This is a genomic window from Chryseobacterium sp. FW101-FHT12H09 (genome assembly GCF_058790395.1).
This window is the reverse complement of sequence record NZ_JBYTCP010000003.1, coordinates 438,453-460,222: the sequence shown is the minus strand read 5'-3', so window position 1 is coordinate 460,222 and position 21,770 is coordinate 438,453. Positions and strand designations below refer to the sequence as shown.

Annotated in this window: 19 protein-coding genes and 1 tRNA gene; 13 read left to right on the top strand and 7 right to left on the bottom strand. The window is 34.7% G+C overall.

What is annotated here, in order from left to right:
* The first annotated feature begins 21 nt into the window (after positions 1-21).
* The 7 genes from AC3WRL_RS12820 (at position 22) to AC3WRL_RS12790 (ending at position 7,607) form a co-directional block, all read left to right on the top strand.
* The gene (locus AC3WRL_RS12820; RefSeq protein WP_261512560.1) at positions 22-1,788 is read left to right on the top strand and encodes a TonB-dependent receptor; all 1,767 of its coding nucleotides are present in this window, start codon (positions 22-24) and stop codon (positions 1,786-1,788) included.
* A gap of 61 nt (positions 1,789-1,849) precedes the next feature.
* Positions 1,850-1,921: transfer RNA gene (locus AC3WRL_RS12815), tRNA-Arg, on the top strand.
* A gap of 714 nt (positions 1,922-2,635) precedes the next feature.
* Entirely contained in the window at positions 2,636-3,442 is an 807-nt protein-coding gene (locus AC3WRL_RS12810; protein WP_214831445.1) for an SDR family oxidoreductase, read from the top strand.
* 143 nt (positions 3,443-3,585) lie between these two features.
* Positions 3,586-4,356, top strand: a complete 771-nt coding sequence (locus AC3WRL_RS12805; protein ID WP_214831444.1) for an SDR family oxidoreductase — start codon at positions 3,586-3,588, stop codon at positions 4,354-4,356.
* A gap of 78 nt (positions 4,357-4,434) precedes the next feature.
* A complete protein-coding gene (locus AC3WRL_RS12800; RefSeq protein ID WP_492330441.1) occupies positions 4,435-5,385 on the top strand; it encodes an alpha/beta hydrolase in 951 nt (316 codons plus the stop codon).
* A gap of 28 nt (positions 5,386-5,413) precedes the next feature.
* Positions 5,414-6,094, top strand: coding sequence for a type 1 glutamine amidotransferase domain-containing protein (locus tag AC3WRL_RS12795; RefSeq protein WP_492330440.1), 681 nt, complete (start codon positions 5,414-5,416; stop codon positions 6,092-6,094).
* A gap of 139 nt (positions 6,095-6,233) precedes the next feature.
* Positions 6,234-7,607, top strand: a complete 1,374-nt coding sequence (locus AC3WRL_RS12790) for an aldehyde dehydrogenase family protein (RefSeq protein WP_261512556.1) — start codon at positions 6,234-6,236, stop codon at positions 7,605-7,607.
* Positions 7,608-7,938: 331 nt separating this feature from the next.
* Here the strand turns inward: AC3WRL_RS12790 and AC3WRL_RS12785 are convergent, their stop codons facing one another.
* A complete protein-coding gene (locus AC3WRL_RS12785) occupies positions 7,939-10,338 on the bottom strand; it encodes a hypothetical protein (RefSeq protein WP_492330439.1) in 2,400 nt (799 codons plus the stop codon).
* 327 nt (positions 10,339-10,665) lie between these two features.
* Here AC3WRL_RS12785 and AC3WRL_RS12780 point away from each other — a divergent pair, with 327 nt between their 5' ends.
* A complete protein-coding gene (locus AC3WRL_RS12780) occupies positions 10,666-12,465 on the top strand; it encodes a POTRA domain-containing protein (protein WP_492330438.1) in 1,800 nt (599 codons plus the stop codon).
* A 53-nt stretch (positions 12,466-12,518) separates the two neighbouring features.
* On the opposite strand, the gene AC3WRL_RS12775 is transcribed toward AC3WRL_RS12780, so the two are convergent.
* The 5 genes from AC3WRL_RS12775 to AC3WRL_RS12755 form a co-directional block, all read right to left on the bottom strand.
* Complete coding sequence (locus tag AC3WRL_RS12775) at positions 12,519-12,983, bottom strand: nucleoside deaminase (protein WP_492330437.1); 465 nt, start codon at positions 12,981-12,983, stop codon at positions 12,519-12,521.
* Positions 12,984-13,040: 57 nt separating this feature from the next.
* Positions 13,041-13,922, bottom strand: coding sequence for a helix-turn-helix domain-containing protein (locus tag AC3WRL_RS12770; RefSeq protein WP_492330436.1), 882 nt, complete (start codon positions 13,920-13,922; stop codon positions 13,041-13,043).
* A 120-nt stretch (positions 13,923-14,042) separates the two neighbouring features.
* A complete protein-coding gene (locus AC3WRL_RS12765; RefSeq protein WP_492330435.1) occupies positions 14,043-14,408 on the bottom strand; it encodes a DsrE family protein in 366 nt (121 codons plus the stop codon).
* Between the two features lie 187 nt (positions 14,409-14,595).
* Positions 14,596-15,684: an NADH:flavin oxidoreductase gene (locus tag AC3WRL_RS12760; RefSeq protein WP_492330434.1), complete on the bottom strand. Its 1,089-nt coding sequence runs from the start codon at positions 15,682-15,684 to the stop codon at positions 14,596-14,598.
* A 234-nt stretch (positions 15,685-15,918) separates the two neighbouring features.
* Complete coding sequence (locus tag AC3WRL_RS12755) at positions 15,919-16,953, bottom strand: AraC family transcriptional regulator (protein ID WP_492330433.1); 1,035 nt, start codon at positions 16,951-16,953, stop codon at positions 15,919-15,921.
* Between the two features lie 148 nt (positions 16,954-17,101).
* Here AC3WRL_RS12755 and AC3WRL_RS12750 point away from each other — a divergent pair, with 148 nt between their 5' ends.
* The 4 genes from AC3WRL_RS12750 (at position 17,102) to AC3WRL_RS12735 (ending at position 19,597) form a co-directional block, all read left to right on the top strand.
* Positions 17,102-17,500, top strand: coding sequence for a nuclear transport factor 2 family protein (locus AC3WRL_RS12750; RefSeq protein WP_261512550.1), 399 nt, complete (start codon positions 17,102-17,104; stop codon positions 17,498-17,500).
* Positions 17,501-17,571: 71 nt separating this feature from the next.
* Complete coding sequence (locus tag AC3WRL_RS12745) at positions 17,572-17,985, top strand: nuclear transport factor 2 family protein (protein WP_214831432.1); 414 nt, start codon at positions 17,572-17,574, stop codon at positions 17,983-17,985.
* 132 nt (positions 17,986-18,117) lie between these two features.
* Complete coding sequence (locus tag AC3WRL_RS12740) at positions 18,118-18,708, top strand: ASCH domain-containing protein (RefSeq protein WP_492330432.1); 591 nt, start codon at positions 18,118-18,120, stop codon at positions 18,706-18,708.
* On the top strand, positions 18,698-19,597 hold the full coding sequence (locus tag AC3WRL_RS12735; RefSeq protein ID WP_492330431.1) for a TolB family protein: 900 nt from the start codon (positions 18,698-18,700) through the stop codon (positions 19,595-19,597). Before AC3WRL_RS12740 ends, AC3WRL_RS12735 begins: the two co-directional genes overlap by 11 nt.
* A 2-nt stretch (positions 19,598-19,599) precedes the next feature.
* On the opposite strand, the gene AC3WRL_RS12730 is transcribed toward AC3WRL_RS12735, so the two are convergent.
* The gene (locus AC3WRL_RS12730) at positions 19,600-19,959 is read right to left on the bottom strand and encodes a prevent-host-death protein (protein ID WP_214831429.1); all 360 of its coding nucleotides are present in this window, start codon (positions 19,957-19,959) and stop codon (positions 19,600-19,602) included.
* Between the two features lie 381 nt (positions 19,960-20,340).
* Here AC3WRL_RS12730 and gnd point away from each other — a divergent pair, with 381 nt between their 5' ends.
* A complete protein-coding gene (gene gnd, locus AC3WRL_RS12725) occupies positions 20,341-21,759 on the top strand; it encodes an NADP-dependent phosphogluconate dehydrogenase (RefSeq protein ID WP_492330430.1) in 1,419 nt (472 codons plus the stop codon).
* The last annotated feature ends 11 nt before the right edge of the window (positions 21,760-21,770 follow it).

Here is a 21,770-nt window from a genome sequence, read left to right as displayed (position 1 = left end):
AATACATAAATACAATACGTAATGAACAGAAGAATTCAAATATTATCCATATTATTTTTAGGGGTTTCGCAGATTGCGTTTTCCCAGATCAAAGAAGAGAAACTGATTCTTAATAAAAAAAGAGAACCGGAAGTTAAAAAGATCGAAAAGAAAAAAACTTCTATTGAAACGATTAAGAATTACCCGCCTGAAGAGAAATCTCAGAATCCTGTACAATATAAAATTACGGATGTTCCAGCGGTTTCAGACTTTAAAACTTCGACTATCCAGGGACAGGATGTGACTCCAAAATTTGAGGGAACAGCTCAAAACAACTATCTCCAATTTGGAATGGGGAATTTTGGAAAAATTCTTGGTGATGCCAATATTTCTAAAACACTTAATAATAAACTGGAAGTAGGAGCAGACGTTCATTTTCTCTCGACTTTAGGTTTGAAAAAAGAATATGCCTGGGATTCTAAACAGAGCTCGGCATCTATTGGAGCTTTTTTAAATTCTTATGGTGAAAAAGGGAAATTCAATTTGAATGCTCAATATGGATTGGATAATAATAAATATTATGGGATCTACGCATTAGAACCTGCTGCGGATATTGATTTGGACCAAAGGGTGAATCAGTTTAAAGTGAATGGATACTATGATTTTTATTCTAATGAGATCTTAAACGATGTACGGGTGAAATCATCATTTTTAAAAGACCATTTTGATGCGCAGGAAAATCAGGCATCCGTTTTGGTTAATTTATCAAAACATGCAGTAGAACTGTCTAAAAATGGGATTCTGATGAATGCTGATTTAGGAGTAGGATTAGAAACCGTAAAAACAGATTTTGACATCAGAGATAAAAACTCATCCAACTTTTTCAATGCTACTTTAGATCCGAAAGTTACATTTGCTAAAGGAGAATCTTATTTGATGGTAGGTTCTTCATTTGCATTTTTGAATGCTAAAAATTCAAATACTATGATGGAGCAGGTGAAAAATAATAAAAGCTATTGGTTTCCAAAAGCTGAATTTCAGGTTGCTGCTGCTAAAGAATTTAAATTCTACGGTGGGGTAGATGGAGGTTTAAAGCTGAATACTTATAGTGATCTTTTACAGCAGAATCCTTTTATCCTTTCTGATCAGATGCTGAAGCCAACGGAAACAAAATATCATTTCTATGCAGGTTTAAGAGGAGATATTGATGAAACAATTAAATATGATTTCTCTGCTGGTTTCGGGAAAATGAGAGATATTCTTTTCTTTAAAGCAAATGATTTATTCAACAACGATTATACATTGAACCGTTCTGCTTATAATTTCGCAAATACATTTTCTGCAATTTATGATGATGGTAATGTAAGTGATATCAAAGGAAGTATTCAGTATTTTCCTTTAGCTAATCTTGTTTTAGACGGTGAATTTCATTTCACAAAATATAATTTGAAGAACTTCGATAACATTTATAACGTTCCATTATTCAATGCGAGTATCGGAGCTAAGTATAGCATGTTGGATAAAAAATTATTGTTAGGATTCAAAGGAATCTTTGCAAGTGACAGAACAACAAACTCTTACTCAATTGAAGGAGTAGCCAATCCGGCAATGGTATACCAGTCTACGGAGAATACCAATGATAAAGTTGGTGGTTATGCTGATTTAAATCTTTCCGCAGAGTATAAATTTCACAAAAATTTCAGTATTTTCGCAACCGGAAATAATCTTCTGAACTCAAACTATCAAACCTATAAAGGATATAAAGTGTTGGGAGCTCAAATTTTGGGTGGTGTGAAGATTACCTTCTAGTAGTAAAATTGGAGGATACAAGTAAAAAATTACCTAAGTCCTAGAATTCACTACCTGAACTGGCTGCATAGTTTAATGGATAGAACTTCGGATTTCGGCTCCGACAGTGAGGGTTCGAGTCCTTCTGCGGTCACAAATAACCCCTATTTATAGGGGTTATTCTTTTTATATACACTTTAGGTTTTCTTTACTAATAAATAAATTAGTTAATATAATTTTTCGCAGTTCTATACCACAATTTTGGTAAAGGTTTTTAATTAGACCTAATACAAAAACCTCCCACAAAAAGAGAGACTTAAAAAACACAAATGATGAAAAAAATTACCTTTTCATTTCAAATATAATATTTTCTTTTTGAAGGGTATTGTATTACCACAAGTAGACAAAATAAATTTGATCTAAAACTCTTTAATTAAATTATGAAAATCATAACTCCTATTGCAGGTGTGATTATTGGAACGTTGTTAAATACTTCAGTATTAAATTTTACAGAACAGTAAAAAGAAGAAGACTTAAAAATTATATAAAATCACAATCTGCTCTTGATAACTTAGATGAAGATTTTCAAAATAATTTTATAAAACCAAATCTTAAAGAAATATACTTTTATTTACAAACAGGCATTTCAATTAATGAAAAAAGTATTGTAAATTTAAAAAACACAGCACCTTTGTTGAATTTAAATAAAGCTGAAAGCATTACATCAAACTTTACTTGGGCGAAATTAAATTAAAAATGGTATAATGGACTTGGTACAGGTTGTACAAAAAAATGGGTAGCCTCAACCAATGGTGTGATTAATGCTTTTTTTTATATCTTTAGTTCTTAATTAAAAAACACAAAGATTATGAAAGATTTAACTTCAACAAGTTATCCAACTGCAACGAGCACTGGAGCCCGCCGTTTTGTTGGCAAGGTTGCAATTGTGGTGGGGGCATCAGCTAATGTTGGTAGAGCACTGACCGAATTATTGGCACAAGAAGGGGCTAAGATTGTTGTTCATTATAATAGTGATTCAAAGCGAGAACAAGCCGAGGAGGTCGCATCTGTTGTACGTGGATACGGCGGTGAAGCTATTGTATTTCAGGCTGATTTAACACGGCCGGAACAAGCCACACAACTTTTTGATGCAGCGCTTGCCGAATTTGGACAGGTTGATATTCTTATCAATACAGCTGGAAAAATAATACGTAAGCCGTTAGCTGAATTTACAGAGACTGAGTTCGATGATCTCTTCAATGTTAATGCAAAAGCAGCATTTTTTCTATTGAAAGAAGCCTCACAAAAGATGGCTAATCATGGACGAGTTTTAAGTTTCGTAACAACAATGGTAGCTGCTTTCGCGCCTACGTATGCTGGATATGCAGGAAGTAAAGCTCCATTAGAGCATTTTTCGAAATCGCTTGCCAAAGAAATAGGGAATCGTGGGATAACAGTCAATTGTATTGCGCCAGGGCCACTTGATACTTCGTTTTTTTATCCTGCAGAATCAGATGAAAACATTGCATGGCTTAAATCTATGTCTATTGACGGGGGCATTGGCAATGTCCAAGATGTTACAGGTTTGGCACTCTATCTTGTATCTCCTGAAGCGCGCTGGATTACAGGTACAACAAATTACATCAATGGAGGAATTGTTTCCACTATCAATTAAATGCAAATAGATTACAAAAAAAAGGACTAAACCTAATTTTATATTGCTTTTAAAAATAATATAAAATTAGAAAGGTATATTTTCCAATGGAATGATTTCATATTTATTTTCTCAATTTATTTAATTTAAAAAAACACAAAAGTATGTCAAGAAATGATTTAAAAGACAAAGTAGCCATAGTAGGTGGTGGTGCGAAAAACCTAGGGAGATTAATTTCTTTAGATTTTGCAGGTAAAGGAGCTAAAGTAGTAGTGCACTTCAATAGTGATGCAACTAAACCAGATGCAGACAAAACAGTAGCTGATATTATAGCAGCAGGTGGAGAAGCTTTTGCAATACAAGGAGATCTAACAGTAGTAGAAAACAATACAAAATTGTTTGATGCTGCGATCGAAAAATATGGAAAAGTAGATATAGCCGTAAATACTACAGGTATGGTTATTAAGAAACCAATTGTGAACGTAACAGAAGAAGACTACGACAAAATTTTTGCTGTAAATTCAAAAGCTGCTTTCTTCTTTTTACAAGAGGCAGGAAAAAAAATTGCTGATAATGGTAAGATTTGTACAATTGTTAGTTCATTGTTAGCAGCCTATACCAATGATTATGCTATCTACCCAGGAAGTAAGGCTCCTATTGAGCATTACACCCGTGCAGCTTCTAAAGAGTTTGGATCAAGAGGGATTTCGGTAACAGCTGTAGGACCGGGTCCTATGGAAACTCCATTCTTTTATGGTCAGGAAACCGATGGTTCGGCAGCTTATAACAAATCTGCAGCAGCATTAAGTAGCTTTAGTAAAACAGGACTAACAGATCCTGAAGATATCGTTCCATTAATTACATTCTTAGTAACTGATGGATGGTGGATTACTGGGCAAACTATTTTCTCAAATGGTGGTTATACAACCAGATAAGTTAGAAATATTTTAAAAATCAGCAGCCTGGAAACTGCTGATTTTTTAAGGTTTATCTTCTAATAATAAAAAACACAAATGAAATATCAATTAAACGTAGACCCTGAACTGGCCTTAATACTAAGAAAATATGCTGGTCAGCCTGCTCTACCCAATGGAACACCTCTCCACGAGGTATTTCGTGGTGCATTAAAACAAATGGCTCTGCAAGTAGGTGTCAATAGCACCTCTGAATTAAAAGTAGAGAACAAATTTTTCACGAACAGCGACGGGATTGAAATACAGTTAAGAGTTTTTACGCCACGAACAGCGACCAATCCAAAACCACTTCTTTATTGGATGCATGGAGGGGGAACGATCAGCGGATTACCAGAACAGGAAGACAGCACCTTATATAAACTGGCATTGGAATTAGATAGTGTTATCATTTCCGTAAACTATCGCTTGGCACCAGAAAATCCTTATCCTAAACCTTTGAACGATTGTTACGAAGGCTTGGTATATGTATCGGATAATGCAGCTGAATTTGGAATTGATACAGATAAGATCGTTGTTGGAGGGGGGAGTGCCGGAGGATTACTATCTACCTCAGTAAGCCTTAGGGCCCGAAATGAAAAAGGCCCTAAAATATGTTTACAAGTACTAGCATATCCTATGCTCGACATTAGAGTTACTTCTGAAAGTAACAAAGAAATATGTAGTATAGGAGTTTGGGATAGTTGGATGAATCATTATGGTTTTCAAAGTTATCTTACCGGTGTTCCTGAAAGCGAATATAAAAAGGCAGTACCCAATTTGGTAGAAGATTTGAGTAATCTGCCCAAAGCATATATAGCTGTGGGAACAATGGATTGCTTAAGGGATGAAGGTATTGAATATGCCCAGAAATTAGCCGCCTCAGGTGTACAGGTAGAGTTGCATATTTATCCAGGTATGACACATGTATTTGATACATTGGTGCCAGATGCAAAAGTCTCTAAAGATTTTTGGGAAACAAGAATAGCAGCTATTAAAAGGGCAATTTCTTAAATAAATAAAAATAAAAAAAATAAAAGTTATGAACCAACAAAAGAATATTATTAGAAAACAGCCCAAGCATACTTTCCCTAAGAAAAAGGTTTTGTGTTTGGTTTCCAATGCAGCACAACTCCACGGAATGGAAGTTGGATTTTTTGCCGAAGAAATGACACGACCATTTTTTGATTTTATCAATGCAGGTTATGATGTAGATGTGGCTTCTCCCAATGGTGGTAAAGTAGTGTTTGATGGACACAGCAATCCCGAAAACCCTAAAGGTGCTTATCCAAACGATTTGATAAGTATTGGTTTTGTACATCACTCAACATTTGGTCAATGGATGGAAAATACCCTTCCTATTGCAGATATCAATATAGCCGATTATGATGCCGTTTGTGTATCGGGTGGTGGAGCGCCATTAATTAATTTCAAAGATGATCTTAAGCTGCATCAACTGATTGCCGATTTTTATGAAGCTGGAAAAATTACCTGTTTAATTTGCCACGGAACATCTTTGCTTTTATGGACAAAATTAAGTAATGGAAAACTTCTAGCAGATGGAAAAACCTGGACTGGGTTTGCAGATAGTGAAGAAAATATGATCAACGAAATGTTTGGAATGACGGTAAATGATTACACCATTGAAACAGAAGCTAGAAAAAACCCAAACACCAACTTGCCGGAGCATTGGAACCATTTGCCATTAGAGATGGTAGGTTGATTACTGCCCAACAACAACACAGTAGCTTTCTGGCATCTCAATTAGTTATTGAGGCTTTATCAGAATAAATAAGGTCGGGTGTTTATCAGACTAAAATTAGAAATAATTTATCAGGAAAATTAACCAAAAACACAAAATTATGAATACTTACCAATCATTATTTGACAAACAAAAAGAATTTTTTTATACCGATGTTACCAAAACCTATGAGTGGCGAATAGATCAACTCAACAGGTTAGAAAAATTCTTAACCGAAAATCAAGAAACCTTTTGTCAGGCTTTGAAAACTGATTTCAATAAGCCGCCATTCGAGCAATTGTTTGAGATAACCGTTCCCTTGGGAGTAATTAAATACTTTAAAGAAAATCTGAAAGCTCTGATGGCTCCTGAACCAGTGGAGATACCAATAGGATTAGAAGAAACAGGTAACAGAGGTTTAATCTATAAAGAACCATTTGGTACAACATTAATTATAGGTCCGTTTAATGCTCCTGTTTTATTGTTATTAGACCCAGCTATTGCTGCCATTGCTGCTGGAAATCCTGTAATTTTAAAACCCGCGAATACGACCCCTACAGTTGCTAAATTATTTGCTGAGTTAATTCCCAAATATTTTGAACCAGAATCCGTATCTGTAGTAACAGGAGGGAGAGAAGAAATCACAGAACTACTTAAACTTCCTTTCGATTTTATCTTCTTTACTGGTAGCTCAGCTGTTGGAAAAGTCGTGATGCGTGCAGCTGCCGAAAATTTAACGCCTATTATCTTAGAGCTTGGGGGACAAAATCCAACGATCGTAGATGAAACGGCAAATCTAGATATTGCTGTTGACCGTGTTCTATGGGGACATATGGCTATATCTGGTCAGTGGTGTATTGCGCCAGGTTATGTATATATACACGAAAGTATTGCTGATGAATTTGTTGATAAGCTAAAAAAGGCAACAGTCAAAATGTATGGAGAAGATCCAAGTCAAAGTCCAGATTTTGCCCGAATGATAAGTGAACACGATACTGAAAGAGTTGCATCATACATCCTTCCTGAAAAAGTGGTTTTAGGAGGTCGTTTTAATGTTAAAGATAGGTATGTTGAGCCTACTATTTTATACCCGAGTACTTGGGAAGACCCCGCAATGCAGCAGGAAATTTTCGGTCCTGTATTTCCAATTCTAATATACAGTGATCTAAAAGAAACTATAGAAATCATTAAACGCAAGCCCAAATCTTTAGCTGCTTATATTTTTAGTAAAAACCAGGAGAATATTGATTATTTCCTAAATGCCGTTTCTTTTGGTGGAGGGTGTGTCAATCAGACTAACGTACACTGCTTTATAGACAGTCTCCCGTTTGGCGGCGTAGGTTATGCAGGAATGGGTAAATATTATGGAAAAGCAGGTTTCGAAGCACTAAGCAATAGAAAATCTATACTAGTAGGAAACCCTGATCTAGAACTAGATGTATTTCCTCCATATGCAGGTAAAGATATTGCTAAAAATCTAAGTATATTTGGATAAGAAAATGACACAACAAGAAGTCATTTATCGTATTAAAAAGTAACCCACAATCTTATGTATCCCAATGTTGGGCGGATTTAGGTTATGGTTAAGGAACCTTAACAAATACTTTGGTAAATAAGTTACATTTATGCAATCGATAAAAACCAGACAATAGTTATCAAATGTAATGGGCAAGCTTGCTTCTTCCTCATAAATAAATCGCTCGATATATTTTAAATGTACTGAATTTATTTTGACAAAAAGAATATCCTCAAACCACGAGGACATTTTAAAATATTAAAAAAGCCTTTCAATTATTTTGAAAGGCTTTTTAATGTAGAGAAATATATTATTTTAAAATTTCTTTATCGTAAAGTAGATTGTCGTCTTCGTCAAAGCTTATGATAAGTACTTTGTATTGTTTTGCACTGTCGTTATTATAAAATTTAATCATCGGCGGAACATAATCACTATCAAATAAATTTGGATTCCAATAGAGTGTTTCCCGGGTGTCATTTTCAATTTTCGCTGGAGAATCATCATCTAACATTTCAATAGGGAATTCTGAAGGTTTATCATAACCTTTTAGTATAGATGAGTTGTTATTTTGAGTTTCTTTTACATTATTTTTAGATTTCATATTTCCTTTCATGGTATAGATTGCAACGGCATTACCTATTAACCCTGATTCTTTAATGATTTTTACCATCGCAATATTGCTTATAGGAAGGCTTGTAATGATACTGGGATCAGTAGGTACTTCGTCCAAATATAACTTAGCCTTCTGACCACGAATGTAGGGGACATTCACACCTGAGTTATCTCTTTGAAATGTTAATCCAGCAGCTCTTCCCTGCAGCCAATCTAGTATATTGTTTGATCCTGCGGCCTGTTGGTCTTCATTTACAAAGTCAAAAATTGTAGAATTGATAGAACTAAACATTCCGGTAGAAAGTTGTTTGTCTAAGTCTTCTTTTGGATCTTTCTTTTTTCCTACTAATTTTACTTCTTCAATTTGTACATCAATATTCTCTGTTTTTTTTATGTTTTTCTGAGTGTTGATGGCTCTGGAAATTGCTGGAGAAACTTTTTTATTTTCAGCGGCTTTCACCAATTTGTATTTTGTACTTGGGAAACTGCCTTTAAATTGTGTAGGAGTTACCAGTGGTTCTATGGTAACGAATAAATTATCTGTTCCCGATTCTTTATTACTTTCTGAATTTACAAATAATGAAACATCCAGAGGCTCATTGAAGCTAAGGTTGTCTAAATAGATATATCCATTTTGATCGGTTTTGAATTGATTAATGACAGGCTCATTTTCACCTAATTTTAATACTAAATTTACATTAGTATCTTTCAGCAAAGCATTGTTTTTAAGTGGCTTTATCCTGTAAGAAAGAAATTTTTGAGAATTGGTTTTAATGACCGGTAAAGATCCGCTAAGTAAAGAGTTCCAGTCAAATCTCTTCCAGTTTTCAGAAATAAGCAGAGCATCCAAAGCTTCGCTATTGGCAGTTTTAGAAAAATATTGTGCTGGCGTGTCTATTTTTGTAGTAAAATCTCCTGTTAACCAAAGGCTACTCAGTATATTTTCTTCGTCCTGATTGTGGCTACCGTCATCCTCACTTACCAAAACAGTATAATTTTTAAAAACAGACTCTGGTGAAAGATCAATGCTGTTGAATGATCTTGGCGTTTGTTTTAAATTCTGACCGATAATCTCTGCTTTTTCAATTTTTAAATTATTGGGCTTTATAAAACAAAGTCTTTGTGCGACCAGATTGTCTTGGCCGTCAAAAATGGCTAATTGTAAAACACCGTTGTTTCCATTGTTAATTTTTGTAGGAATAAGACTTGAAGCTTCATTGGTTAACTGAGTGATATTAGCTTTATAAGCAAGATGATTATTGATGGTTCCAACGATTTTATAATTTTGGAGCTGTTGTGTTAGATTAACTCCTTTTAAGCTGTATTTAATACCTTCCTTAGAGCTGGAAACTTCCAGATTAACACCACTGCCTGCAACTTGTGGGAGATCTATGGTCTGACTTTTCCCTGTATTATCCTGAATGATGACCTGGTATTTTTTTCCTAAAACCGGAGTAATTTTAAAAGATGCAACATTTTTATCAAAAGATGTAAAGGTCGTTATAGGCACATTTGGATTTTGTATGTCTATTATTTTTCCGGTCCAGCTTTCCGGTAAAGAAGCATCGCCTGATAATCTTACGGCAAATTTTGTTGGCATACCATTAATGAAATTTCCACCCTCCGGAAAAGCTTTAGCGGACCAATCAGAATTTTTAGAAATTTCCAACGCTTCAGTTGAATTGGGATTGTAAATAGGAATAGTTTTAACAATCTGAAAATCTTCACTAAAATTATTCATATAAGGCGTATAAGCCCTTACGAAATAAACTTGCTCAGGAAGGTCCTCTTTCAGTTTAAAATCTCCGCTGCCTTCACCATTCGTTAGAAGTATGGTTTTCCAGTCTATTAATTTTTTATCGGAATTGTACAATTCAACGAATAGAGTGGTAGACAATGCAGAACGATTATAGCCATCAAATACAAAGCTTTTAAACCATATCTTATCACCTGCTACATATTGTGATTTGTCGGTAAGTAGGTATACTTTTTCTTGTTCGTAGTTATTTTCAAGATTTGTAATTGCTTTTTCTAATTTAGTTTGTGACAATACAGGTTGTGCAATTGAAAGAAGCAATAAAAAGAATATATTTTTCATAAATATCTTAGCGCATTTTTAATCCAATGCTAAATTACTCATTTAAAGATTTCGAAAATGGATATTTGCCTTATAATTGAAAAAATTAAGAAGATTTTAATTCTTTAACACTAAATGATAATAATTGCCATATTTTCAAAATCCAGTATATCCGCAATGGTTTATGGTAAGGTTCTTATCTACTAAGCTATGTTTCTGCTGCCTTCGAAAATTCAAAATAACAACGACTTCTAATCTTTACATGAATATTTCGAGATATTAGTATGTTTTTAATCTTTATTGGCTTATAAATTGATATTAGAAATCTTATTGAATTTTTGATGACTAATGACTAGATCGATTGTAATTTTAATTATGCTTATAAGTGGTTTTTCCTTTTTAAATGCACAGGAAAAAAAAGATTCTCTTTATTATAAAATAGAAGAATTTTCAGATCAAAGAAAAGTTACCAAATTCATTCATCGTTTGATATTTCGTAGGGAAGCGGATTCAGCTTCTGTTAAATCCAGGACCGAAAAGATGCTTCAGGAGACTTACAATAAAAAATATATCAGAAAAATCCGGGTAGAGACCATCGATCCTTTTGGATATGGCTCTAAAGATAATAAAGAAAAACTCAAATGGTACGATTGGCTGACTGATCATCTTCATTCTAACACAAAAACTTCTACAGTTAATAATTATTTGCTTTTTAAGGAAGGTGAAGAATATAATGCTCAGAAACTCTACGAATCTGAACGTTTGCTGAGAACAATGCCTTTTATAAACAGAGTTAATATCAGTGTTTCTGATAGTACCTCCAGCAAAGATTCTATTGATGTTGTTGTAAAGGTTCTCGATTCCTGGAGCCTAAAACCGAGAGTCAGCTATTCAGGAAGTAAAATAGGTTTGGGAGTTACCGAAGAAAATGTATTGGGATTAGGCCATACCCTGGATTTTCTTTATAGAAATGATTCCAAGGAAAAACAAAACTATCTTTTGGGAAGCTATACAGCATATAATCTTTTTGGTTCTTATATCAATGCCCAGGTTCTGGGGGAACGTGATTTTTTTAGAAATGAGAGGATCAATTTCAATGTCAGAAGGGATTTTTTCTCACCTCTGACAAGATGGGCAGGTGGTTTTACTTTTGAATATTTTATGCGAAATGTTCTGCTTCCTATAGAAACTGATACGACTTATCCGGAAGTTCAGATCAAAGTGTTCAGCCAGGACTTATGGGGTGGTTATCAAATCCCTATTTCATCTGACCCAAGTGAAAAAGTCTCCAGCAATATTTCAGTGGTTGGGAGATTTCAAAATTATCAATACAAAGACAGTCCTGAAAGTGATCAGTATAAGTATTTTAGCTCATACAACAGTTTTCTCATGTCTATCGGATTTATTCACAGGAATTTTTCGGTTCAGAAGAATATTTTTCAATATGATCTGCCGGAGGATATTGCTTATGGTAATTCGGTAAATTTTACTGCAGGAGGTTTATCAAGAAGTAATGATGTTAAACCCTATGTGGGAATTTCAGGATCTTATGGTCAATTTACAAAGTTGGGTTATTTCAATTTGAAAGCTGAGTTTGGAAGATTTTTTAATGAAGATGACCAAAATCGTGAATCTTTCCGATTGGATGGAACTTATTTTACCCATCTTATGGATTGGAAATTTGCTAAAGTAAGACATTTCTTTTCTCCGACTCTGGCATTGGGAAATCCACAACATAATTATACTTATAAAGACAGAATTAATCTTTCTTCTGCAGATGAATTTCCTGTTTATAATTCAGATTATATAGGAACAAAAAAATTGGTTTTAAGATATCAACTTCAACTGTTTATTAATAAAACGTGGAAGAACTTTCATTTCAGTCCGTATTTAACTGCAGCAGTCGGTTGGTTAGGGATGCCTGATGATAAACTCCTGAAAACAAATGCAAACACAAAAATAGGAATTGGTGTCTTAATTAATAATCCATTTCTCGTTTTCAATAGGATCCAGATTTCTTTTACCTATTATCCCCGTGTTCCTTTCGATAATAATTCGGTTTTTGATTTTAATAGTAATAGAAACAACCTTCTGCCAATCAACAATTTTGGAACAGACATTCCTCATTTTGTGAATTTTGGAAATTGATAAGAATGTTTTGACTTATCTAAGATCTATATCAAAGAAGCCTGCATGAGGTTTTATTGATTGGATAGATAATCTGTAAATTGCTGATTCAGGAGTTCACATTCATGTTGCAATATTCCTGATTCAATTATAGGTTTTTTACCCCATTTTGGAATGATTTCAGTCTCCAGGATTTTAAACTCCGAAGATTGTCCGCCAACTGAAGGAACAGAAACGCCAAAGACAATTTTTGCAATTTTATGATGTCTGATAAGATAGGAGCACATAATGCAGGGTTCATGTGTAGAGATAAGAATAGATTGATTTAATGTATCCCGATAACCTTTTTCCAATGCATCTTTTACCGCTAAAATTTCTGCATGCTGTGTAATATCTCCTGTAGATTTTCCGGACTCGATTCCTCTGCCAATAATTTTATCGTTAAAAACCAGCAAAGATCCGACTGGTGGATTTCCTTTTTCCAAAGCCTGTTTGGCGAGTTCAATACATTCAAGCATGTATTTATTATAGTTGCTCATTGCTAATACGGTATTTAATTTTCCTTTAAAAAGTATAAAATTTTAAATTGATATTAATTATAAATTACCTTTGTTAAATCCAATGGTATTCCTATAAATTTGAGGTGAAATATCTGTTTTATTTTTAAAGAGCCTGCTGAAGTAGTATTCATCCTCGTATCCAAGCTCATACGCTATTTCTTTGATCGTTTTATCCGTAAGATATAATTCTCTTTTTGCTTCAATGATAATACGTTCGATGATCAGATCAGAAAGTGTCTTGTTAAAATGATTTTTTGTGATCCGTGCCAGAGATGAAGGGGTCTGATTAAGAAGATCGGCATAATCACTGACGGAATGCTTTATCCGAAAATTCTCTTCTATTGCATTTTTGAGATTTTGGATCAAAAATTGTTGTTTTCCATTCGGATATTCTGCGTCCTGAATGGATTGCTGTTCAAGTTTTATCCTTGTAGCCATTACCAGCAAAATTTTAAGATAGGAAACAAGAACTTCATCTTTCCTGAAGGCTTCATCTTTTAGTTCATTAGCGATTCCCTGGATGAGATTTAATATGGTGCTTTTACAGTTTTCATTAAGATAAATAAAGGGCTGTTGATAGATGTTGTTGAATAGAATACCGTTAGCTGCAATTTCCTGCTGGTGGCGATAAATGCAAAAGAAATCATGATGAAATTGTATAGAAATACCCATTAATGCCCTTTTTGAGCACAACATAAATGACTGGTAAGGGTAAAAGGCAAACAATGCATTCTCTTTAAACGAATAATCACAAAAGTCAACTTTGGCAATCCCTTCACCTGATGTAATTAATATAAGAGTGAAATAATTATTACGCTGAACATGATCGAAATAACTATTGTTATCAAACTCAAATAGTTTGAAAGCCAAATTTCCATTCTGTTGATTAACGAGCGTATATACAGACTGTGATAACATGATATGTGCAATTTAATTAATATTTTTCAAACTCATTATGAAGTTTACATATAATCGATATGTATGATCTAAGATTAAAAATTGCCCTCTGATTTACCAGGAGGGCAATTGTAAAGCTGATTAAAAAATTAAAATATGGTAATCGTCGTTTCTGAGATTAAGTAAACTTGGCAGACCAGGAGTTCCCGGAACTTCATTTTCATTCAATAAATCATAACCTGAAACTTCTGTACCAAATACCGCAACACACCCTTTAGAAAGGCCATGAACATAATCCTTTACTTCCTTATAAAGTCCATTTATCGGATGCTCAGGCTTTTCAAGCTGCTCAGGCCATCTTATACCCGTACCCTGAAAAATGATCTTTACATCTTCACCTGCAGTTTTAAATTCATATGCAGATGCTAATGCATTGAACACTCTTCCCATTGCTTCTTCTGAACCAGCCTTTGGATCAGAAAGAATAATAATTGCTGTTTTTTTCATAAAAAATTTATTAACACTGCAAAGATGTAGTAATAACAGGTTTTAAGGAATGGATGATTTTTACTTTATAATGGAGATTTTTTGCATTATTTAATTTGTTATTAATTCAGCACAGATACACTAAAAAAATAAAGCGAACCCTAAAAGGTTCACTTTATTGATTTAAGAATTAAGTAAATGGATGTATTTATTTAGAACCTGGAGATACAAAGGTCTGCCATCCTCGCATGGTATCGATAAACCGCTCACTTAGGCCTCCTTGACGAAGGTATTCTGCTGGTACAGGAAGCTTTGGGCTGTCGTAGACAGGGTTGGCCTGTACCTGAAGAGGGAAATCCCGTTGGAGAATACCTGCCCTTGCTATCAATACGAAATCACAGCCTTCATCAAGTAATTCTCCGGCTCGCTGAGCACTCATTATCTTGCCGGCTGCTCCTAAACGAACGTTTTTTCGAGAAAGTTCTGTGAAAACACTGAGTATCGTTTTTCCTTGATAGGTTCCATCCCGAACAATCTGAGTCGAATCCCATAATGCAAGGTCAAGATAATCAATCGACTCACGATTAAAGATCTCTGCAGTAATTTCACGCAATTCCTCCAGACGAAGACCATATCGTTCAATCGATAATCTCCAGCCTATCTGAAAATCAGGGCCACAAGCTTTGCGAATACCTTCTATGACTTCCATGGTGAAGCGGGCTCTGTTTTCTACGCTACCTCCATATCGATCCTTGCGGTCATTCAGATTGGGAGATAAAAATTCAGAAAGAATCCATCCGAAAGCACCATGAACTGATATCCCATCAAACCCAGCAAGCTGTGCCCGCTTTGCGGCTGCAATGAAACTGTCCCGGATTCGTTCAACCTCTTCAGTGGTGATAGCTGCGACACCCGGTAATGTTTTATCTGAAGCAGGAGCCGGTATTCCTCCTAATTCTGGTTTAGCACGATGTCCGGCATGGTGGAGTTGTACTGCAGATAATGTACCTCCTTCTCGAATAGCTGTAGCCATTTGGATCAATCCAGGCAGATGTTTGTCACTGTGAATACCCAACTGACGCTCAAATGCAATGGCTCCCGCCTCCACAGTAGCGGCACTGGTTTGTATCAATCCATAACCACCTTTTGAAAGCTGTTCCATCCACAATTGGTCATATTTTGATGCGGTACCATCATGATCACTTTGCTGGCTGGTTAATGGAGCCAGCATGAAACGGTTTCTCATTGCCGGACCATGCAGCAGAGTGAGTGGTTTAAATAGATCAGAAACAGACATTTTGTTTGAATTTTTAAGGTTTTAAATATGTAAATTTTGTCTGTTGCAAAGATGATTTGTTAATCATTCGTAAGAAATGGATGATTTTTATTTTATAATGGATATTTTTTAATCTAACCATCTTTATTGAAATTTGCCAGAAATCAGTTAACGGAAAGTACTCAGCTTGATGAGCGAGTTAGGTTAGTTAAATACTTAACAATAGTGTTCGGGTCAATACGTTTGAAATACTTTTTAATAAGAAGAAACTTCTTTTAGTGATTGGCGTAACGTTTTTTGATAATGTGCAGGGGACATTCCTGTCCATCGTTTGAATGCACGTATAAATGCACTTAATTCATTATAACCTAGCATAATGGATATTTCAGTTACTTGAAAAGAATCATTTTTAAGATACATTAAAGCCAGGTTTTTACGCGCTTCATCAGCAAGCTGCTGAAAATTAATTTCTTCAATTTTTAATTTACGCTGAAGAGTTCGTGTACTGAGGTTGAAGTTACCTGCGAGATCTTCCAGGGTAATCATTTTCAGATAAGAGTTTGCACGTATATAATTGTACACACGGTCTTTAAATAATGGTTCGGTAATAACATTATTTTGCCAAATACCTGATTGGCTGAGCAGAAGTTTTTGATGTTCGTGATTGGCGGTTATAATTCTTTCATCCCAATAAGACAGATCAAATGAAATCTGGTTGATTTTTGCATTGTCCTGAGGTTTGCAACGTAGAACACGCTCATATTCGTCAGGATTCTCCAATGGTCTGGCAAAGCTGACGGAGCTGGGATAAAGCTTTTTAAATAATAATCCATTAAGTTCATGTATCACCAAAACCATTAAAAGATCGACTATTTGTATGTCGACAATGTTCTTATGCCAAGAAGGGTTGAGAGGGATAAAAGCTATAGAGAAATGATGATCATCCTTGAAAATACTAAGTTCGACTGACGTTGTGATCAAGCGGGTGAGTGGAGTAGCATTCATCAGTGCTTCACCTACAGTTTTGCTTGTTTTGATAATTTCTCCTACTATTCCAAGAGCCTGCAACTGTAAGGATTCTCCAAGATGAAGGCCAAACATATTATCCTTGGTCATGGTAACTGCATTAATCCATAGATCATCAATTTGTTTGGGGCTAAGTGGCTTTTTTGAATTGGTCAGTTCCTTTAGAGTGATGTTTGAAGAAAGGAGTAGCTGATCAGCAGAAATATCTCGCTGAACTGTGTAGCTGATTAATTTTGAGCAGAAATTTTTAGATTGGTCTTCCATGGTAGATCACTATAGTATGCTAAAATATTAATATTCTGGCAGGTGAGCGTAAAGTTTGGCGGGAAATGATCATTAAATGTCGTTTTGGGGTACGTCAGATTTCAGGTAAAGCGGCGAACTTTGACCCAGACAAAAAATAAAAAATTGTATGGAAAATCAACAAAAACAATTAGTGACAGAATTTTTGACAGCCGTTAAACTGCTTGATCTTGAAAAGATTGGTTCTTTATTAGACCCTGAAGTAAAATGGTCCCAGCCTGGAAATAATGATGTTTCAGGATTGAAGAATTCTCAGCAGGAAGTCTTTGAAATGGTAGGAAAGATGTTTGCCATTACAGGTAATACACTAAAATTAAATGCTTTTAATTCCATTAGCATAAATGATAACCGGGTTGCATGCCAGCTACATTGGACAGCAGAAAAAGTTTCCGGAGAAAAACTTGATGTCTACAATACGGATATTTATACGGTTGAGCATGATAAAATCTCAAGAGTAGATATTTTTTCCGCAGATATGACACAGGAGGATAACTTCTGGAAGAGCTAAAATAAAACTTAAAACCTGCCAGATCAAGTGAATTGAATCTGGCAGGCAAATAATAATTTAAAAGTAAATAAATGGAATTAATTGAAAGCCAAGCCCCAATCGATGTCGTTTCAAGATATTATTTAGCATTGGGAGCACGTAATATTGAAATGATAATGAAACTGTTCCCTGAAAAGCTAGACTGGTATGTTCCAGGTAACGAAACAATTGCACCTTGGTTGGGACACAGAAAAACCAGTAGTCAGGTAAGAGCGTTTTTTGAGCTTTTATGGCAAAATACAAAACCCGTTTCTGCAAAAATTGATCATATAGTAACCGATGGAAATGTAGTACTTAGTTCAGGAAGTTTTGAAACAATTATGATTAAAACTGGTCAGAATTTCAGATCACTATTTTTCACTGAAATAATGATTATTGATGGGCTGATTGTAAAATATACCTTGCTGGAAGACACTTTTGGATTAGTAAAAGCTTTAGATCAATAAAATTATGCTCTCTTATTATGGATGAAATAGTTTAATCCATTAAAAATTTATTTAAGTATATTTATCTTAAACTAAATACAATTATGATTAAATGTAGCTTTAAGCTACGAAATGGAATAAATTTAACGAAGTATGCTGTTTAAGGAAGTACATCTGCAAGGTATCAAATCTGGAAAAATTACATTGGCTTTTCGCAACTGGCAAAAGGCTTCTGTAAAGACTGGAAGCCTTTTACATACTTCTATCGGCTTAGTTAAAATCCATAACATTGAAACCGTGAATGAAAATGATATAACGGATGAAGATGCTTTAAATGCAGGTTTTATTGATAAAAAGGATTTGCAAAAATCGTTTAAGAACAACAGCACAGGAATACTTTTTAAAATAAAAGTAAGTTATCATTCCACAGATCCACGTATTAAGTTAAGAGAACAATCGGAATTGTCAGAACAGCAATTTACAGATCTGACAAAAAAGCTGGAGCGCATGGATCAATTCAGTAAACATGGATTCTGGACAAAATCTGTTTTATGTACTATAAGAGAAAATCCTAAGCTTCACGCAATTGGAATTGCAAATTTGACGGGATTTGAAAAAGAATGGCTTAAACTTAATATCCGAAAACTAAAGAATCTGGGTCTAACGATAAGTCATCTGGTAGGTTATGAACTTTCACCATTAGGAAATGAATATCTTAAAAAGATTGAGTGCTATGGAAAATAGATCAAAATATTGCATGGGTATTTTAAGCATAATGATGTTTATTTCAGTACCTGTAAAAAGCCAAAAAATTATCTTCAAAGATCATTCTGAATTATTTATGCCTTCTTTGGTATCAACACCTAATGCTGACGTAAAGATGTCCTTTAGCCCCGATAATAAAAAAATGCTTTGGGGAGGAATTGGCTGGATTAAAGGAAAAGAGGATATGGATATTTGGCAGTCAAGTTATGTAGACGGACACTGGACAACTCCCAAACCAGCAACATTCAACAGTGATTTTAATGATTTTGATCCTTTCTTCTCGCCAGATGGAAAGGGAGTATATTTTTTTTCAAATCGCCCAGAGGGTTTTGGTGGCGATGATATTTATTTTGCAAGTTACAATGCAACTACAGATGCTTTTGATCCACCAGTAAATATGGGGGATAAAATTAATACCTCCGGCAATGAATGGGCTCCTGTAACAGATGCTAAAGCTAAGAATCTCTTTTTTTCTTCTAATGGACACAGCGGTTTTGGTGGTCAGGATCTTTTCACGGTTGAATTGCCATTAAGAAATTCTTCAAAAGTGGTCAATCTGGGATCTAAAGTTAATGGCCCGGAAGATGATTTTGATGCCGTTCTATTACCAGACAATCATACTTTGATTTTTACTTCACTTGTTGGCAAAAATAAAAAAGCAGCTCTTTTTGTGTCCTATAAAAATAAGAACAGCTTTGGTGTCCCAACACCATTACCTTCTCAAATCAATGCTGAAGAATTCTGGACCTTTGGACCTTCGGTTAATTTTAATGAGGCTGGGTACCTGTATTTCAGTTCTCATCTTCCAGAAAGCCCCGGACGAACTGATATTTACCGGATAGGTTACAAATTTGATCAAAAAAAGTAAAACTAATTGAGATTATAATTAGAAATTACCAAACCCAGAATAAAATGAACATAATCCTGCTCGCTGTCTTTTCTATTGATCAGTTTGTTTTTATATTCGTATGAATTCAGTTTTTGAGTTAATTTCAGATAGGCTTCGAAATCGCTACCTGTGATTTTTACCCTTGTATTACCATCTCTTTTTTCAATCAGATTATCATCTAAAGTTCTGACCTTAAATATAACTTCGCATAATTTTGGATGAGAACTCATTGATCCAGCATACCTCTCAATTATATTAATCTTGAATGAATCAAATATAATTGTATTAAAAACAATGTTAGAGTTAGGCTCCTGCGTATTAAGCGCAAGTTTGTAGTTCATGAATTTAAATTTTGGCAAATATATAGTTAATTGTACTAAATAGCAGTCATTTTTTGATAGATTATTTTCATAATTATAACGCCCCATTCAGTTATTAGATACAGAATACTAAAGAATTGTGCTTTTATTCACCGTTTAAAGAAATATATACGCTCTAATTAATAGAACAGATGGCGTTTATATAAAATTCTGACAAGAGTCGGATTTTTTTTATTCTTAAGTATGATTATAAAAGTGAGCATCATACTATCAGCTTATCAATTAGCTATATGTAAAAAGTTAGGGAACTTTTCCGCTCTTTTATTTTTTTCCTCATAGGCATTTGCGTAAATTTATTCTTTGTTTAACAGGAATAACAGAATTCATATTAATATAAATAAAATGGAGAGATATAATTACGGGATGGTTGGTCTCGGAGTAATGGGGAGAAATCTTCTTTATAATATTGCTGATAATGGGTTTTCAATCGCAGGATTTGACCTTGATAAAGAGAAGGTAAAAGAACTTGAAGAAGGTGCAACTTCAGAAATGAAAGTAAAAGGTACAGGAACACTAGAAGATTTTGTATCTGCGTTAGAAACCCCAAGAAAAATCATTCTTATGGTTCCTGCAGGGAAACCAGTTGATGCAGTCCTGGAAAGCATTACACCACTTTTAAACAGTGGGGATATCGTTATTGATGCTGGTAATTCTTATTTCGAAGATACCAACAGGCGTATTGCTGATTTAGCATCAAAAAATCTGCACTTTATGGGAATGGGAGTTTCAGGAGGTGAAAAAGGTGCAAGAACAGGACCTAGTATTATGCCGGGTGGAGATGTGGAAGCTTTCCATCTTCTTAAGCCAATGCTTGAAGCCATTTCTGCAAAAGTTGATCAGGAAGCTTGTACAGCTTATATGGGAAAAGGTTCTGCCGGAAACTATGTGAAAATGGTACACAATGGAATTGAATATGCCATTATGCAGCTTATCAGTGAGGCTTATGATTTACTGAAGAGAGGAGCTAAATTAAATAATGAGCAGTTATACGAAGTTTTTAGAGACTGGAACAATGGTGATATGAACTCATTTCTGATCGAGATCACGCGAGATATTTTTCAACAGAAGGATTCATTAACGGATAATTATCTTGTAGATCAGATTTTAGATAAAGCGGGAGCAAAAGGAACTGGAAAATGGACTTCAGAACAAGCTATGGAAATTGGTGTTTCTATCCCAACAATAGATATTGCTGTTACATCGAGAATTTTATCAGCATATAAAGATGAAAGAATTCAGGCTTCTGGGTTATATTCAGAAAAAGAAATTACAAGTCCGGAGGATATCAATATATTTATCAAGGAAGTGGGAGATGCCCTTTATTTGGCTACTTTAATCAGCTATGCACAAGGTTTATCTTTATTGGTAAAAGCGTCTGATGAATATCATTTTGAGATTCCATTAAAGGACGTTGTGAAAATTTGGAGAGGAGGCTGTATTATTCGTTCAGTTCTGTTAGAAAAGTTTTATTCGGCATATATCAGGAATCCTAATCTTTCCAATATTTTATTGGATAAAGAGATCTCAATCATTGTTAAAGAAAAAGTTAATTCATTGCGAAAAACAGCTGCGTTTGCTGCCTCAAATGGAATTTCAAGTTTAGGAATTCAGACTGCTTTAGGTTATTTTGATGCCTATACCACGGAATCGTTGCCAGTAAATCTAATCCAGGCTCAACGTGATTATTTTGGAGCACATACCTATCAGCGGATTGATAGAGAAGGTGTTTTTCATACTTCTTGGGAAAGTACAAATAACTAAAATTCGGAAAA

What these genes read in the sequence shown, in the direction of transcription:
- AC3WRL_RS12770 (WP_492330436.1), bottom strand. Translation starts at nt 13,922, where the DNA reads ATGTTATCACAGTCTGTATATACGCTCGTTAATCAACAGAATGGAAAT.
- AC3WRL_RS12785 (WP_492330439.1), bottom strand. Translation starts at nt 10,338, where the DNA reads ATGAAAAATATATTCTTTTTATTGCTTCTTTCAATTGCACAACCTGTA.
- AC3WRL_RS12810 (WP_214831445.1), top strand. Translation starts at nt 2,636, where the DNA reads ATGAAAGATTTAACTTCAACAAGTTATCCAACTGCAACGAGCACTGGA.
- AC3WRL_RS12735 (WP_492330431.1), top strand. Translation starts at nt 18,698, where the DNA reads ATGGAAAATAGATCAAAATATTGCATGGGTATTTTAAGCATAATGATG.
- AC3WRL_RS12745 (WP_214831432.1), top strand. Translation starts at nt 17,572, where the DNA reads ATGGAATTAATTGAAAGCCAAGCCCCAATCGATGTCGTTTCAAGATAT.
- AC3WRL_RS12775 (WP_492330437.1), bottom strand. Translation starts at nt 12,983, where the DNA reads ATGAGCAACTATAATAAATACATGCTTGAATGTATTGAACTCGCCAAA.
- AC3WRL_RS12820 (WP_261512560.1), top strand. Translation starts at nt 22, where the DNA reads ATGAACAGAAGAATTCAAATATTATCCATATTATTTTTAGGGGTTTCG.
- AC3WRL_RS12750 (WP_261512550.1), top strand. Translation starts at nt 17,102, where the DNA reads ATGGAAAATCAACAAAAACAATTAGTGACAGAATTTTTGACAGCCGTT.
- gnd (WP_492330430.1), top strand. Translation starts at nt 20,341, where the DNA reads ATGGAGAGATATAATTACGGGATGGTTGGTCTCGGAGTAATGGGGAGA.
- AC3WRL_RS12730 (WP_214831429.1), bottom strand. Translation starts at nt 19,959, where the DNA reads ATGAACTACAAACTTGCGCTTAATACGCAGGAGCCTAACTCTAACATT.
- AC3WRL_RS12765 (WP_492330435.1), bottom strand. Translation starts at nt 14,408, where the DNA reads ATGAAAAAAACAGCAATTATTATTCTTTCTGATCCAAAGGCTGGTTCA.
- AC3WRL_RS12790 (WP_261512556.1), top strand. Translation starts at nt 6,234, where the DNA reads ATGAATACTTACCAATCATTATTTGACAAACAAAAAGAATTTTTTTAT.
- AC3WRL_RS12800 (WP_492330441.1), top strand. Translation starts at nt 4,435, where the DNA reads ATGAAATATCAATTAAACGTAGACCCTGAACTGGCCTTAATACTAAGA.
- AC3WRL_RS12780 (WP_492330438.1), top strand. Translation starts at nt 10,666, where the DNA reads ATGACTAGATCGATTGTAATTTTAATTATGCTTATAAGTGGTTTTTCC.
- AC3WRL_RS12795 (WP_492330440.1), top strand. Translation starts at nt 5,414, where the DNA reads ATGAACCAACAAAAGAATATTATTAGAAAACAGCCCAAGCATACTTTC.
- AC3WRL_RS12760 (WP_492330434.1), bottom strand. Translation starts at nt 15,684, where the DNA reads ATGTCTGTTTCTGATCTATTTAAACCACTCACTCTGCTGCATGGTCCG.
- AC3WRL_RS12740 (WP_492330432.1), top strand. Translation starts at nt 18,118, where the DNA reads ATGCTGTTTAAGGAAGTACATCTGCAAGGTATCAAATCTGGAAAAATT.
- AC3WRL_RS12805 (WP_214831444.1), top strand. Translation starts at nt 3,586, where the DNA reads ATGTCAAGAAATGATTTAAAAGACAAAGTAGCCATAGTAGGTGGTGGT.
- AC3WRL_RS12755 (WP_492330433.1), bottom strand. Translation starts at nt 16,953, where the DNA reads ATGGAAGACCAATCTAAAAATTTCTGCTCAAAATTAATCAGCTACACA.